This window comes from Actinoplanes sp. NPDC051475 (assembly GCF_040689425.1).
Classification (GTDB): Bacteria; Actinomycetota; Actinomycetes; order Mycobacteriales; family Micromonosporaceae; genus Actinoplanes.
In genome coordinates, this window is the sequence record NZ_JBFAZZ010000013.1 from 138957 (window position 1) to 151725 (window position 12769).

The following is a 12769-nucleotide window of genomic DNA, read 5'->3' on the forward strand; positions in this document are numbered from 1 at the left end:
CAAGCGGCCACCGTCACGCCGCTGATGACGGAGTTCGATCGCAATGAGGGCGCCATCACCAGCGGCCTCCGCCGCATCGGCGTCACGGAGGTGGAACACACCGGGCGGTCCCTCAGCCTTGAGGCCGTGACCCAACGTTCCCGCAGGTCACGGCCTCAACTAGAAAGCGCGCCCGAAGGCGACTCGAATCACTGACCTTCTGATCCACAGGGTCCAGATGGGGCGGTTACGTCCGGCCCGGTCCGTTGATTCCGCCACGTCAGCGCTAGCCGACCCAGCACCATGCTCCAGGGGTTCAGATCCCGTCGGCGAGCAGAGCCCGTACGAGAAAGCCGGCGAAATGCTGGTCGCCGTCGTCGCTGGTCCACCTCTCCGCCGTCTGCACCCATGCCATCGCGCCAGAGCCTCGTACTGGCTGCGGATCGAAACGACAGTGCACCGTAGCGATCGACACCACCGTGGCCGCTCTCAGCGGGCTGCCGCCGTGGTGGTCTTCGACAGCGCCGACGGTCGCCGCGACACCGGGGGACAAGACGACGTCGAGCCATTCCAGTCCAGTCGCCGGTCGCAGCTGCCACTGCACCTCGGACCCCGTGTGGAATGGAACACCACAACACTCCATCTGCCAATGGTCCATCCACACGTTGATCTCCACCCGCCAAGCCTGCCAGGGACGACGGGCGCGACGCTGCTGAGGCCAGGACCGCCTGCCCAGCGGCCACTCATCTTGCACCGCGTAGTGCAGTCGCTGGGCAGGACGAGAGCCTGTCCTCAACCGTTCGTGCCGCTGTTGGGCCGGCTGCTCGCTCCCGGAGCCCGACCGGAATCGAGTCGGTCAATCGGCCACGTGCTTGTCGAAGCCGATGTACAGGCGGGCCGCCGCGTTCTCGCCCAGGGCGCCGAGCGTTTCCAGCTCGCGGAGCCGGAGCAGGGCCGGGTGCTGCGCGTACGCCTCGGCTGCCGCGGCCAGCCGACGCAGCGCGTCCACCTCGGCGTCGGCGCGGATGCGCTTGGCCTCAGCGTCCGCCTCGGCGCCGACCCGGGTCGACTCGGCGCGTGCGGCGGCCTCGAGCGTCTCCCGGTCGGCGCGTGTGCGCGCCTCGACCATCTGCGCCTCGGCCATCCGCTGCGCGGTGAGCACGCGATTCATGACCTCCTGAAGATTGCCCGGGAAGACCAGGTCCTTCACGTCCGCGCGGATGATCTCGACGCCGTAGCCGGCCGAGACGCCCTCGACGTCGCGCAGGATGTCCTCGCTGAGCTGGTTGCGGTTGGTCAGGATGGCCTCGAGCGTCATCGACGCGAGCGATCGCCGCGCGGCCAGCTGGACGTCGCTGTAGATGCGGTCGTCGAAGTCGGCGACCCGCTCCTTCGCGGCGACCGGGTCGACCACCCGGAAGTGCGTGATGATGTTGACCCGTACGGCCACCTTGTCGGCGGTCAGGATCTCCTGGCCCTTGATGTTGAGCTCGCGCTCGCGCACATCAACGAGCACGATTTCGACGCGCGGCACTCGCCGGCCACCGAACCGCCGACGGGGCAGTTCATATCGGCCCGGCTCGAGCACTTCGCCGAGTCGGCCGTCCACATAGCGAAGACCACGGAATCCGCTGCGAATGATCACCTCTGGGTGATTTGTCATGGAGCACCTCAACACAGGAACGAAAGAATTGGGCGGCCCCGTAGCGGATCCGATGGGAAGGATCGGTCGCCGTGAAGGCAGCGGATAAGCGCGGTGTGATCGCCAGGGCATCCGCCACGGAGGCGCTTTCTTCTGAGTCCGCCGGGGCCGAGTAAAGGATCTCAAGGGCGCCGATCATCCACAACGCAATATCACACACAGCCCGAGCCGGCCGGCCCCTCGTGCCTATCGACGACCCACGGTGCTCCAGGACCAGGTGGAGAGTGTGGGCGCACGCGACTTACTCCGTCGACTCGTCTGCGATCGGTGCGGAACCCGCAGAACCGCCGAGTCGGCCGTTTACCGGCATGCAGCGGTGATCGCATAGGCTCTGCCCGTGTTCGAGGCTTCGCGGATCTGCCGCTGCGTCATCTGCCACGACTACGGCGATCGCGACGACTACGACGCGGCCGACTGTGGCGTGATCGGCAACGTGGAGAAGTTCGGGTGGAGCGTCACCGGAGTTCCGGCGGACGAGCAGGGGCCGGGGTGGACGTACACCATCGGCCGTTGGCACAGCCGTGGCGGGCCGGAACTGGCCATGTTCGGCCTCGACCTGCGCGTCATGCAGTCCTGCTTGAACATCCTCGCTCAACGCGACGGACTCGCCGACGGCCAGGTCCACGACGATGTCGTCAACGGCTATCCGGTGCGCCTGAGGACCATCGAGCCGGCCTGGTACCGGGCCTTCTTCGGCCACGGTATCTGGTTCTACCGGCGCCCGCCGATCCCATTTCTCGAGGTTGTCTGGCCGGACCGCGACGGCGCGTTCCCCTGGGACACCGGCAGCCTCGCCCAGCCACACCTCTGGCTCGCGCCCGGCGAGCACGCGCAAGGGATCTGGACCCAAGACGTCTGACCACTTCCACCTCGTCCGCCGTGACCCAAGCCAGCCGGATAGGTAGCTGTTCTCGTCACGTCGTACCGCTTGCCCCAATCTTTCGGCGTCGCATGCATGAGCGTCGCGCGGCAGTTACGCGCCGTCGTTGCCGTCGCGCAGGGAACGGACCATGCTTTGCAGGATCCGGAACGCGCCTGACTGCTCGGTCTCGGTCAGGCCGGCCAGCATCCTGACTTCGACGGACCGGACCGCTACGGTCGCCTTCTCGAGACTCCGCCGGCCGCGAGGCGTGAGCCGCGTGGGAAGAACCTTCCCGACGGGCGCCTCCGCTGGCCTGGTCACGTACCCCTCTCGTTCAAGGGCCTGGAGCAGCACGTTCATCGACTGCCGGGTCACGAACGCGCCCCGCGCGAGCTCCGAGTTCGACAACCCCGGTCGTTGAGCCAGCAACTCTAGGCAGGAGTAGCGCGTCACGTTCATCCCGAGCGGCCGCAGCACTTCCTCCATGGCCACGCGGAGGGCACTCGAGGCCTCTTTCAGCAGGTAGCCCAGTGACGTCTCCAGGTCGACGCCCGTCCTGTCTTGACTCATGTCAGCATTCTGACATAGATTGCCTCGTGTCAGTTACCTGACACGAGCAAAGGAGCATCATCATGCCCGCCACCGGCCCCGACTTCGTCTCGCTGCAAGCGCGCGACCTTGACGCCTCACGGGCGTTCTACGAGCAGTACCTCGGCCTCGTCCGCTCACAGGCCGGACCTCCGCACGCCGTCGTCTTCGACACGAAGCCGATCGCGTTCGCGCTCCGCACCGTTGTTCCCGGCACCGATCTCGCATCCGTTGCTCAGCCCGGCATCGGTGCCGCGATCTGGCTCCACGCCACAGACGTCCAGGGCATTTACGATGCCCTCGTCGCCGACGGTCACACCATCGTCTCCGCACCGATCGACGGCCCCTTCGGCCGGACATTCACCTTCGCCGACCCCGACGGCTACCAGGTCACTCTCCACGACCGCACCTGATGAGCCAAACGCCGCCGGATGATCGCCGTTCCCGGATCTCTCCCGTCAACGGTGTTTCCGGCGGTTCCCATCAGTAGTTCTTCGGCAGCGGCTCTACCCCCGCCACCGCGCAAGGGCCGGGGCTGCAGGCGCGGAGGTCTATGGATGGGCGGGCGCGACCGTACATCGGCGGTCGTGTTCTGACCGCAATGGTTGGCACGATGAGTCCCATGACACCAACGTGGAAGATCGAACTCATCCCCGTGCCGGTCACCGACGTAGACCGCGCCAAGGCGTTCTACCAGCAGATCGGCTTCAATGCCGACCACGACCACGAAGTGCATGCCGACCTGCGGTTCGTCCAGCTCACGCCGCCCGGTTCGGCCTGCTCCATCGTGATCGGTGCTGGCATCACCGACAAAGTGCCGGGCACCCAGGAGATTCAGGTCGTAGTGGCTGACGCCGGCGCCGCCCGCGAACAACTGTTGGACGCCGGCGTCGAGGCCGGTGACATCGACGTGCAGCCGTGGGGCCAGTTCGTCCACTTCCGGGACCCCGACGGCAACAGCTGGTCGCTGCAGGCGATCCAGTCCAGGCCGAATGGCTGATCGGCGCGCGAGGATACCCGGAGGGCGCCCCGATGGCCGGCGTCGCGGCGGTCCATCGACAAGAGGTGACCGAACGCCTCCGGGTATCCACTCTGCCGAGATCCGAGCGGGTGGGCTGGACGCTCAGCGCCTGATGCCGACGTCTGCGCATCCGGCATCGCTGCCATTCGAACCGTGGCTCATCGAACGATAGGTGCGACGGCGACGTTGTTGGACGGGTTGCTGTCACCGGTGACCAGTAGCCGGACGGTGAGAGGTGCGCAGGAACAGTTCCCGGGCGATGAGTTGATTTCGACGACGAGCGCCATGGTGACTGACCGCTGGGGCACTGGGATCGTCTTCGACGGAATGGCGCATCGGGCCACGTCTGTCCCACCGGGTCGGGTGACTATGCGGCATGGCAGTCCGTTCACGGTGACCTGATGAAGCCGGGACACCGTGTCCACCTCGATGCTCGCGGCGGATGGCCGGGTGGTGCCGAAGTTCGTGATCGTGACGGTGGCGACGCCGGAATCGGGAAGCGTCGCAGGAGGCTGGAACTCCAGCGGGGACGTTCCGACCGCCAGGTCGAGGCTGGCCGTCGCGGCTCCGGCGAGACTGGTGGTTGCGAGGACCGCACCGGCCGCCAAGATCGCTGTCCGTGGGGTGTGGTCGTGGTCTGATTCCCGCTTGGCGTTCAAAGGATTCCGGTTCATGCCAAGGTGGTCATGGCGGTGGCGCGGTTTCGGTGACTACAGACTCGGACTGTCGGCAGCGAGAAAGCTCCGCTCTGACCCGGCTGCACTCAACTGCAGCGAGGCGAGCGTGAACCGGGTCCCGGCTGACCGACCGGCAAGCGGCAAACGGAGAGGGCACCCGAGAGATGGCAAACGACGACCGACCGGTCCAGTGCACCTTCTTCGGCACGACGTCGGTATTCGTGAGCGACGCGACGGCCGGCATCTTCACCGACGCGTTCTTGAGCAGACCACCGCTGCTGCGCGTCGCCCTGGGACGCATCGCGCCCGATCGCGGCCGAATCAGCCAGGCGTTGGCCCGTGGACACGTGGAGCGTCTGGACGGCATCTTCGTCGCCCACTCCCATTACGACCACGCCTTGGACGCACCCGAGGTGATCAGGCAGCTCGGCGGCACGCTGTACGGGTCCGAATCGACCCTCAACGTCGGACGCGGCGCCGGCCTGGGCGAGGACAGCCTGCAGCGCATCGCCGACGGCGATGAGCACACCGTCGGCGACTTCGGCGTACGGGTCTTCGAGGGCCTGCACAGCCCCGGCAACCGGTACCCGGGCACGATTGATGAGCCCCTCACCACCCCGGCCAGAGCGAGCAGCTACCGCGACGGCGGCTGCTACTCCTTCCACATCGCCCATCCCACCGGGTCGGTCTTCATCCATCCCAGCGCCAACTTCGTCCCCGACAAGTTCAAAGGTGTGCAGGCCGACGTGCTATACCTCGGGATCGGTGCGTTGGGGGCGCAGCCAGAGCACTTCCGCGAGGGGTACTGGCATCACGTTGTCGAAGCCATCAGCCCCAAGCTCATCATCCCGGTGCATTGGGACAACTTCATGCACCCGCTCACCAAAAAGCTGCGCCCGATGCCGGCGTTCATGGACAGGCTCACCGACACCAAAGACTTCCTCGACCGCAAGAGTGCTGAAGGCGGTTGGACCGTCCGCTTCCAGGACCCCTTCGAGACGATTACGCCCTTCGTCCCCTGAACCGTGGCGGCGCTCTCGCGGGCCCTCCAGCGTGATGCCAACGCAGGCGCGGGAACGAATGAGAGCACGCCCGCTCGCCGCCGGCTGAACCTGACAGCCGACTATCCGGCGGCAGTCATGCAGCAGCGAGGGACAACGACGGATCTTGGTCGTACTAGGCTTCGCGCCATGGCCTTGCGTCCGGACCAGTTCTATGAGCACGCCGTCGCCGTCGCGGACAACGAGCGGCGGCTTCCGCTGGCTCGCATGACGGGATGGGACATCAGCCCCTTCGAACAGGATGGACTTCGCGTCGCACCGCTGCGCCCGCCGGTGCTTCCCGAACCTGCCCGGCACGGCGAGGACCCGACGAATTGCAGGAACTGCCAGGAGCGCGACGAGGGAATCTGGTTCAACGATCACTGGCGGCTGGCCCGGGTTCCAGGAGTGGGCGTGCCGCTGGCGCTCATGCTGTACCCGCGTGATCACTACGACATGGCGGATCTTCCCGACGAGCTGGCCGCGGAGCTGGGCCTGTTGACCACGCGGATCGTCAGGCACGTGCAGGCCCTGCCGCATGTCTCGCGAGCCCACGTCTATCGCATTGGCGACGGCGCCGCGCATCTGCATGTCTGGTTCTTTGCCCGGCCCGAGGGTCAGGCGCAGCTTTACGGATCCTGGCTGGTCGTCTGGGACGACCTCCTGCCGGAGTACCCCGCCGACGTCGCCGAAGCAGACGCCGCGAATGTGGCAGACGCCTTGGTCGGCTCTCACGGGGGCCGCCGATCAGCCGCCGCGTAGCCGGATGCGTGAGCGGCATCCTCATCCGCCGCAGTGAAGGCGCAGTTCCACCGAGCGGAGCCAGCGGCGGTGAGTGGCGGTGGCGATGCCGTGCACCAGGCGGGCGAAGTCGGCTGCGCCGTCCGGATCATCAGCGCGGCGGACAGTGGTGAGGATGGGACGGACCTCGTCGAGTTCGACGTCGGCACACAGCAGCACGAATTGCAGGACCAGGCCGCCCAGGCGGGCGTTGCCGTCGTCGTACGGGTGGAAGAACGCGACGTCGAGATAGGCCCGGGCCGCACGGGCCACCACCGGGATCGTCAGGTCCGAGGCTCCCGACAAGCACGATTCGTACCGCCGAGGGGTGGTGGCCTGCAGCCCGTACCGATCCCGGCCGTTCTTGGCGAAAGCCGGGCCCCGGCGGAAAGCGGCGGCCGGAATGCCACGCAGCATCGCGTTCGAGCGGGCCGTCAGGTCCGCGGTGAGACCGGCACCGGTAGCCGCCGCACGCCGGACGTCGTCGTGCGCGGCCACCAGCAGACTCTGCCGTCGTTGATCCTCGCCGATCGCGGCATGGGCGGTGAACCCGTCCCGGACAGCGAGTACCGGGGTTTGCAGGTGCGGGACGACGTCGCGCCACGGCACCTGCTCGCGGACCCGCTGCCAGGCCGTGAGCTGGTCAGGCACCGGACACCTGCCCGGCAAGTCGCTCGGCCACCGACGCGATGAGCTTCCGGTCCGGCTCGGCCCAACTGGCGAACCGGCCGCCGATCGCGTGCTCGAGCAGCTTGTCGTGCTCGCCAAAGGAGATGCCGGCCGCTTCCAGGAACCAGCCGAGGACGGTGGTGCAACAGCGGTACCAGGCGGACTCGTACTGGGTTCGGTCCCCGACGGCGGTCACCAGGTGAGCGACCGCGCGTTCCCAGCCGTCGAGGTTGTCGGAGGCCAGCGGGAGGAAGCGGTCGAACCGTTCGGCGGTGTCTTCCAACCAACCGCGCCACTCGATCAGTGAGGCGCAGACAGTGGCAGCGGTTTCCTCCGTGGTCGTGACCGAGTGCGGAAAACAGCACCAGTTGCCGACCGGCCCGCCGTCGAGGTCGCCCTCGCCGACTGACCAACGCCAGCCGACCGTCCACGGCCCGTACCGTTCGGTGAATCCGATCGATATGTTCTCCAGCCACAGGTCCCGCAGACGCCAGTCCGCGTCCTGCCCCGGGAGATTCTCGGCCGTCACGAGTTCGGCCACCACGGCCGCAACCGTCGCCGGATCGAAGTCCCGGCCTCGCGGATCGACGTCGATCCAGCTCAGGCTTGCCGGGTGGGGAACGCTCCGGGTGAAATGCGCGGGGTTGAAGCGGCTGATGCCGGGTGACTTGACCGCCCGCCAGGCCACCGGGTCGCCGGTGCTGCCGGTCGTGGCCGGCGCTGCCGCGGCGAACCGGCCGCAGGCGTCGGTGGCGAGTTCGACGGTCAGTTCGTGCCAGGCCACCAGGGCCTGGGCGAGGCGGTTCAGTGTCTCGGCCGGCGTCGTGATCGTCAGCTCCACGTCCCACCAGATCGGGATGACGCCGCGGCCCGGGTAGTCCTCCATCACCACCGTGTACTGCCAGCCCACCGCCCACTCCCCGAGGCGCTCGACCAGGGCCGCTGTCATCCGATCCCGCCAGAAATCGGCGAGCCGCCAGTCGGTGCCGGCCGGTGGGACCTCGGCGGCCAGGGGCAGCGACCGCACCAGCTCGGCCACACCTGCCGGATCAAAATCAGGGCGGGTGGCAGGGTCGACGTCACGCCAGGTAAGCAGCCGGAAATCGGGCAGGTGGACACGATCAGCGGCCAATGCGGTCAGCCTTCCATGGGACAGCTGACCAGAATATCGGGTCGTCGCGTCCGCCCGCTGCCCCAAGAGCTCGGAAGGTGCCGCGATGGGTGGTGCCGGAGAGTTTGCAGAGCGCTCTCCTGCGCGACCTGAGCTGCGGTTTTTCCGTACGGGCAGAATGGGTCGGTGATCGGATTCCGAGCCCATCGCTTCGCTGTCCTGCTCGCCCTCGCGGCGTTGCTCGCCGGCTGTGCTCCGCCGGCGACCTCGTCCGCCTCGGAGCCGGTCGCGTTCCCGTCGAAGCCGGTGCCCTTCCGGTCCGGCCGCGCCACCCCGTCGGTGACCGCCGTGACCTGCCCGCCCGAGGGTGTCCGGTTCGAGGTGGGCGAGGGGGACGCCGCGATGGGGCTGCGGGTGCTCGGCATCACGCTGGTCAACTGCGGGTCGCGGACCTACCCGCTGAACGGCTATCCGGCCGTACGGTCCCTCGGCGAGGACCGGGTGGCGCTGAAGGTCCGGGTCCTGCACGGGGTGAAAGAGATCATCGGCTCGGTCATGCCGTGGGACGGCCGGCCGCAGCCCGTGGTCTTGAAGCCGGGACAGCGGGCCGGCGCGGCCGTGGCCTGGCGCAACACCTACGACGACATCCGGAAGCCGCCGGTGACTGTGAGGTTCCTCGACATCGCCCCGCTGGCCGGCCGCCCGTCTCAGGTCGTCGCTCCGGACGGCGGTCTCGACCTGGGCAGCACCGGCCGGATCGGGGTCAGCGCGTGGGAGCTTCTCCCGGACACCGACGCCCCGGCGTCTCCGGCCGGCCCGCCGGTCCCCGGCGCCTCCGCCTCGGAACCTGTGGAGACCGGCGGCCCGCTGCCGTGATCCGCCCCCAGCGGGCGGGTCAACCGGCGGGCCTCCTCATTTGACGCGGTGACTGCGATCCGGGTGGCCAGTCGAGCGGCGTTCCTTTCCTGCCGATGCTCGCCGCCCCGGTCGATGGTCGCTGCTTTGCCGGCTACGTCCCCGTTCGGCCGGTAGGTGTCGCGGCGCCGGCCGAGTCGGCGGGCGGTCAGCACGGTGGTGCGACCGCCGCGGTCGTCCGGTCACCCGTGCAGTCGAGTGCGACAAGTCGTCAAGTTGCGGCTCGGCTGGCCGAAAGGAGGCGCCGGACCCCCGTCTACACGCTGTTGGAGCCGCACGTGACCCACGAATACCCGCAGCCCTACGGTGGCGCGTACCAGCACCAGTGGCCATCGCCAACTCAGCCCGTGCCGTACGGATATCCCGCAGTGATGCAAGCGCCTGGTTATCCGCATGCGCCGGCGAGAAAGGCTCCGGGTGTGGTGCTGATCGTCCTGGCCACCTTGTTTTCCGGCATCCTCGGCCTGGCTCTGGTCATCCACCGCGCCAGGACCGCGCGCCACATGGGCCTGCCGACTCGCCGCTACTGGCTGGCCTGGGTCATCCCGCTGACCGTCTGGTTGCCTCTGGTCATCTACATCAACGTCTTCGCCGCCGACCCGAGCTGCTCCTGCTGAACCGCTCCCGACCTGCCGGTCGGCCGGCGAGGCCCTGAAGGTGGGTGGGGACGCGGACCTCGCGGCGAGCGGATAACGGAAGTCTCAGGGCAAAGCCGACTTCATCGCTGATAAGAAAAACTTCTGGCAGGGTGTCGAACAGGCCGGCCGCCGTTCGACGCGTAGGTGAGAAGACACCCTGACATGAGGAGACAGCGATGCGGTTCATGGTGATCACCAAGGCCACCGCGGAGAGCGAAGCCGGCGTGCTGCCCGCCACCGAGGATTTCGACAGGATGGGCAAGTTCCTCGAGGAGCTGGTCGACGCCGGGGTGCTGCTGGCCGCTGAGGGCCTCCAATCCAGCGCGAAAAGCGCCCGGATCTACTTCGACGGCGACAAGAGGACCGTGGTGGACGGGCCGTTCACCGAGACCAAGGAGCTCATCGCCGGATTCTTCCTCGTCGAGATGAAGTCGCTCGAGGAGTGCGTCGAGTGGTTCAAGCGCTGCCCGGTCCAGAGTCCGGGCGGGGAAGCCCAGAACATCGAGATCCGGCGGGTGTTCGAGGCCGAGGACTTCGGCGAGAACTTCACCGCCGAGCAGCAGCAGGCCGTGGACAAGCGGCGCGCGAAGGCCGGCGGAGAAAACTGATCAGCACAGCCTGGAATTGTTGCGTCTGTTCGCGCGGTGGGATAGTCGGGGGTCGTGGCCACTGACACCCACCGTGCGATCGAGGCTGTCTGGCGGATCGAGGCGCCTCGGCTCATCGCCGGACTGACCAGGCTCGTCCGCGACGTCGGCGTGGCCGAGGAGCTTGCCCAGGATGCGCTGGTCGCGGCGCTGGAGCAGTGGCCGGCGGGGGGCGTGCCGCACAATCCGGGCGCGTGGCTGATGACCACCGCCAAGCGCCGGGCCATCGACCAGTTCCGGCGTGCCGAGACCTTCAAGCGCAAGATCGAAGAGGTCGGACGGGAACTCGAGGAATCCACCCCGGACATCGGCGCGATGGTCGCCGAGGACGACGGCATCGGCGACGACCTGCTACGGCTGGTGTTCGTGGCCTGCCACCCGGTGCTGTCCACGGAAGCCCGCGCCGCGCTGACCCTGCGGCTGCTCGGCGGGCTGACCACCGACGAGATCGCCCGGGCCTTCCTGGTGCCGGAACCGACCGTGGCGCAACGGATCGTGCGGGCCAAGAAGACCCTGGCCAAGGCCCAGGTGCCGTTCGAGGTGCCACAGGGCGACGAGCTCGCCGCCCGGCTCTCCTCGGTGCTCGAGGTCGTCTACCTCATCTTCAACGAGGGCTACTCCGCCACCGCCGGCGACGACTGGATGCGGCCCGCGCTGTGTGAGGACGCCCTGCGGCTGGGCCGGATCCTGGCCCGGCTGGCCCCGCGCGAGCCGGAGGTGCACGGCCTCGTGGCGCTGATGGAGATCCAGGCCTCCCGGGCTGCCACCCGCACCGGCCCGGGCGGCGAGCCGATCCTGCTGGCCGACCAGAACCGGGCCCGCTGGGACCAACTGCTGATCCGCCGCGGCCTGGCCGCGTTGGGGCGGGCCGAGGCCCTGATCGACGGCAAGCCCGGCCCGTACGTCCTGCAGGCGGCCATCGCCGCCTGCCACGCCCGCGCCCGCCACTTCGAGGACACCGACTGGGAGCGCATCGCCGGGCTCTACGAGCACCTGGCCCAGGCGATGCCGTCCCCGGTGGTCGAGCTGAACCGCGCGGTGGCACTGTCCATGGCGTTCGGGCCGGAGACCGGGCTGGCGCTGCTCGACCAGCTGATCGCCTTCCCGGCCATGCGGAACTACCACCTGCTGCCCAGCGTGCGCGGCGATTTCCTGGCCAAGCTGGACCGGCACGCCGAGGCGCGGGTGGAGTTCGAGCGGGCGGCGTTGCTGACCCGCAACGAGCGGGAGCGGACGCTGCTGCTGAACCGCGCCGCCGCCTGCGCTCAGCCGGCGCGAACGGACCCTTCCGGCTGACTGCGAAGGGCCTGGCCGCCGCGGGAACCGGCGGCGGGACAGCAGTCCCGCCGCGGTCGATTTACCCGTCGGTCAGCACTGGAACCAGGAGCCCCAGCCGGGGCCGGCGTTGCGGGTCGAGCACCAGATGCTGTTCGAGCCCGCGACGTAGACGCTCACGCCGCGCCGGCCGTCGTTGGAGTAGTAGGCGGTCCAGGTGTCGTCGGCCCGACCATTGTTCGGCATCTGCTTCCACCCGCCAGATCCCGGCCAGGCGTGCCAGATGGTCCGGCTGGGGGCAATGCCGAAACATTCATCGATGCTCGTGCCGGCGTCCTCCCAGTCGACCAGCAAGACGTCCGACCCGTCCTTGAACGTGCCGGTGTAGCCGAAGCAGGCGGCGTCATAGCTCAGGGTGCCGACGCCTCCGGATACCGGAACCTTGGTGACGTGCGGGCCTGCGGCCCCGGCCGCCGGCCTCGGATCCGCTGTGACGTCCGCGTGCGCCGCGGACCCGGTGGAGAGCATCGCACCGACCAGCACCACCGCTGACATGACTCGCACAATCGCAATTTTCATGCTGTCCCCGCTTCTGTCGCTGTCGTACGGCAATCGACAGGCATCACTTTAAACCAACCGTCCGCATTGGACTATCGAACGGCGGGAATGTCGCCATGGCGACAGAGGACGTGCCGCAGGAGGCATCCGGGTGTGCGAGCAACCTCCGCTGCGCGAGATCTGAAGCCGGAACCCCACTGCCGAGCGCCGGCCCAACCGCGAGGCAGGCGACTTCTCCATGGGCCAAGAGGGGCCGCCGTCCGTCGTGCTGAGAAAGGCAGGAGCGCCGTCGACTCGTCTCGGTGCT

16 protein-coding genes are annotated in these 12769 nt (G+C 68.3%); 9 read left to right on the plus strand and 7 right to left on the minus strand.

Annotated elements, in window-relative coordinates:
* Positions 1-295: 295 nt before the first annotated feature.
* Complete coding sequence (locus AB0368_RS25900; RefSeq protein WP_366156550.1) at positions 296-655, minus strand: DUF6578 domain-containing protein; 360 nt, start codon at positions 653-655, stop codon at positions 296-298.
* Positions 656-835: 180 nt separating this feature from the next.
* Positions 836-1753, minus strand: a complete 918-nt coding sequence (locus AB0368_RS25905; protein WP_366156551.1) for a slipin family protein — start codon at positions 1751-1753, stop codon at positions 836-838.
* Positions 1754-2018: 265 nt separating this feature from the next.
* Between AB0368_RS25905 and AB0368_RS25910 the strand changes: the two genes are divergently transcribed.
* A complete protein-coding gene (locus AB0368_RS25910) occupies positions 2019-2540 on the plus strand; it encodes a DUF4262 domain-containing protein (RefSeq protein WP_366156552.1) in 522 nt (173 codons plus the stop codon).
* A gap of 114 nt (positions 2541-2654) precedes the next feature.
* Here AB0368_RS25910 and AB0368_RS25915 read toward each other — a convergent pair whose 3' ends face one another.
* Positions 2655-3113: a MarR family transcriptional regulator gene (locus AB0368_RS25915; protein ID WP_366156553.1), complete on the minus strand. Its 459-nt coding sequence runs from the start codon at positions 3111-3113 to the stop codon at positions 2655-2657.
* A 62-nt stretch (positions 3114-3175) separates the two neighbouring features.
* Between AB0368_RS25915 and AB0368_RS25920 the strand changes: the two genes are divergently transcribed.
* Entirely contained in the window at positions 3176-3544 is a 369-nt protein-coding gene (locus AB0368_RS25920; RefSeq protein WP_366156554.1) for a VOC family protein, read from the plus strand.
* Between the two features lie 209 nt (positions 3545-3753).
* Positions 3754-4131, plus strand: a complete 378-nt coding sequence (locus AB0368_RS25925) for a VOC family protein (protein WP_366156555.1) — start codon at positions 3754-3756, stop codon at positions 4129-4131.
* Positions 4132-4310: 179 nt separating this feature from the next.
* Here the strand turns inward: AB0368_RS25925 and AB0368_RS25930 are convergent, their stop codons facing one another.
* Entirely contained in the window at positions 4311-4826 is a 516-nt protein-coding gene (locus AB0368_RS25930; RefSeq protein WP_366156556.1) for a hypothetical protein, read from the minus strand.
* A gap of 167 nt (positions 4827-4993) precedes the next feature.
* Here AB0368_RS25930 and AB0368_RS25935 point away from each other — a divergent pair, with 167 nt between their 5' ends.
* Together AB0368_RS25935 and AB0368_RS25940 are read left to right on the plus strand one after the other, a co-directional pair.
* Positions 4994-5851, plus strand: a complete 858-nt coding sequence (locus AB0368_RS25935) for an MBL fold metallo-hydrolase (RefSeq protein WP_366156557.1) — start codon at positions 4994-4996, stop codon at positions 5849-5851.
* Between the two features lie 168 nt (positions 5852-6019).
* Positions 6020-6631, plus strand: coding sequence for a hypothetical protein (locus tag AB0368_RS25940; RefSeq protein WP_366156558.1), 612 nt, complete (start codon positions 6020-6022; stop codon positions 6629-6631).
* A 21-nt stretch (positions 6632-6652) separates the two neighbouring features.
* On the opposite strand, the gene AB0368_RS25945 is transcribed toward AB0368_RS25940, so the two are convergent.
* Together AB0368_RS25945 and AB0368_RS25950 are read right to left on the minus strand one after the other, a co-directional pair.
* The gene (locus tag AB0368_RS25945; RefSeq protein ID WP_366156559.1) at positions 6653-7300 is read right to left on the minus strand and encodes a hypothetical protein; all 648 of its coding nucleotides are present in this window, start codon (positions 7298-7300) and stop codon (positions 6653-6655) included.
* Positions 7293-8516 (minus strand): hypothetical protein, encoded by a 1224-nt coding sequence (locus AB0368_RS25950; RefSeq protein ID WP_366156560.1) that lies wholly within the window; start codon positions 8514-8516, stop codon positions 7293-7295. The genes AB0368_RS25945 and AB0368_RS25950 overlap by 8 nt, the downstream gene beginning before the upstream one ends.
* Before the next feature lie 99 nt (positions 8517-8615).
* Between AB0368_RS25950 and AB0368_RS25955 the strand changes: the two genes are divergently transcribed.
* From AB0368_RS25955 to AB0368_RS25970, 4 genes are all read left to right on the plus strand, one after another.
* Positions 8616-9305: a DUF4232 domain-containing protein gene (locus AB0368_RS25955; RefSeq protein WP_366156561.1), complete on the plus strand. Its 690-nt coding sequence runs from the start codon at positions 8616-8618 to the stop codon at positions 9303-9305.
* Positions 9306-9763: 458 nt separating this feature from the next.
* Entirely contained in the window at positions 9764-9961 is a 198-nt protein-coding gene (locus tag AB0368_RS25960; RefSeq protein ID WP_366156562.1) for a hypothetical protein, read from the plus strand.
* A 197-nt stretch (positions 9962-10158) separates the two neighbouring features.
* The gene (locus tag AB0368_RS25965) at positions 10159-10590 is read left to right on the plus strand and encodes a YciI family protein (RefSeq protein WP_366156563.1); all 432 of its coding nucleotides are present in this window, start codon (positions 10159-10161) and stop codon (positions 10588-10590) included.
* 54 nt (positions 10591-10644) lie between these two features.
* Complete coding sequence (locus AB0368_RS25970; RefSeq protein WP_366156564.1) at positions 10645-11925, plus strand: RNA polymerase sigma factor; 1281 nt, start codon at positions 10645-10647, stop codon at positions 11923-11925.
* 72 nt (positions 11926-11997) lie between these two features.
* Here the strand turns inward: AB0368_RS25970 and AB0368_RS25975 are convergent, their stop codons facing one another.
* On the minus strand, positions 11998-12459 hold the full coding sequence (locus AB0368_RS25975) for a hypothetical protein (protein WP_366156565.1): 462 nt from the start codon (positions 12457-12459) through the stop codon (positions 11998-12000).
* Positions 12460-12769: the final 310 nt, after the last annotated feature.

Bases quoted from the DNA above. Each gene is read 5' to 3' on its own strand.
- AB0368_RS25905 (WP_366156551.1), bottom strand. From the start codon at position 1,753: ATGCCCTGGCGATCACACCGCGCTTATCCGCTGCCTTCACGGCGACCG.
- AB0368_RS25915 (WP_366156553.1), bottom strand. From the start codon at position 3,113: ATGAGTCAAGACAGGACGGGCGTCGACCTGGAGACGTCACTGGGCTAC.
- AB0368_RS25920 (WP_366156554.1), top strand. From the start codon at position 3,176: ATGCCCGCCACCGGCCCCGACTTCGTCTCGCTGCAAGCGCGCGACCTT.
- AB0368_RS25925 (WP_366156555.1), top strand. From the start codon at position 3,754: ATGACACCAACGTGGAAGATCGAACTCATCCCCGTGCCGGTCACCGAC.
- AB0368_RS25930 (WP_366156556.1), bottom strand. From the start codon at position 4,826: ATGAACCGGAATCCTTTGAACGCCAAGCGGGAATCAGACCACGACCAC.
- AB0368_RS25935 (WP_366156557.1), top strand. From the start codon at position 4,994: ATGGCAAACGACGACCGACCGGTCCAGTGCACCTTCTTCGGCACGACG.
- AB0368_RS25940 (WP_366156558.1), top strand. From the start codon at position 6,020: ATGGCCTTGCGTCCGGACCAGTTCTATGAGCACGCCGTCGCCGTCGCG.
- AB0368_RS25965 (WP_366156563.1), top strand. From the start codon at position 10,159: ATGCGGTTCATGGTGATCACCAAGGCCACCGCGGAGAGCGAAGCCGGC.
- AB0368_RS25975 (WP_366156565.1), bottom strand. From the start codon at position 12,459: ATGTCAGCGGTGGTGCTGGTCGGTGCGATGCTCTCCACCGGGTCCGCG.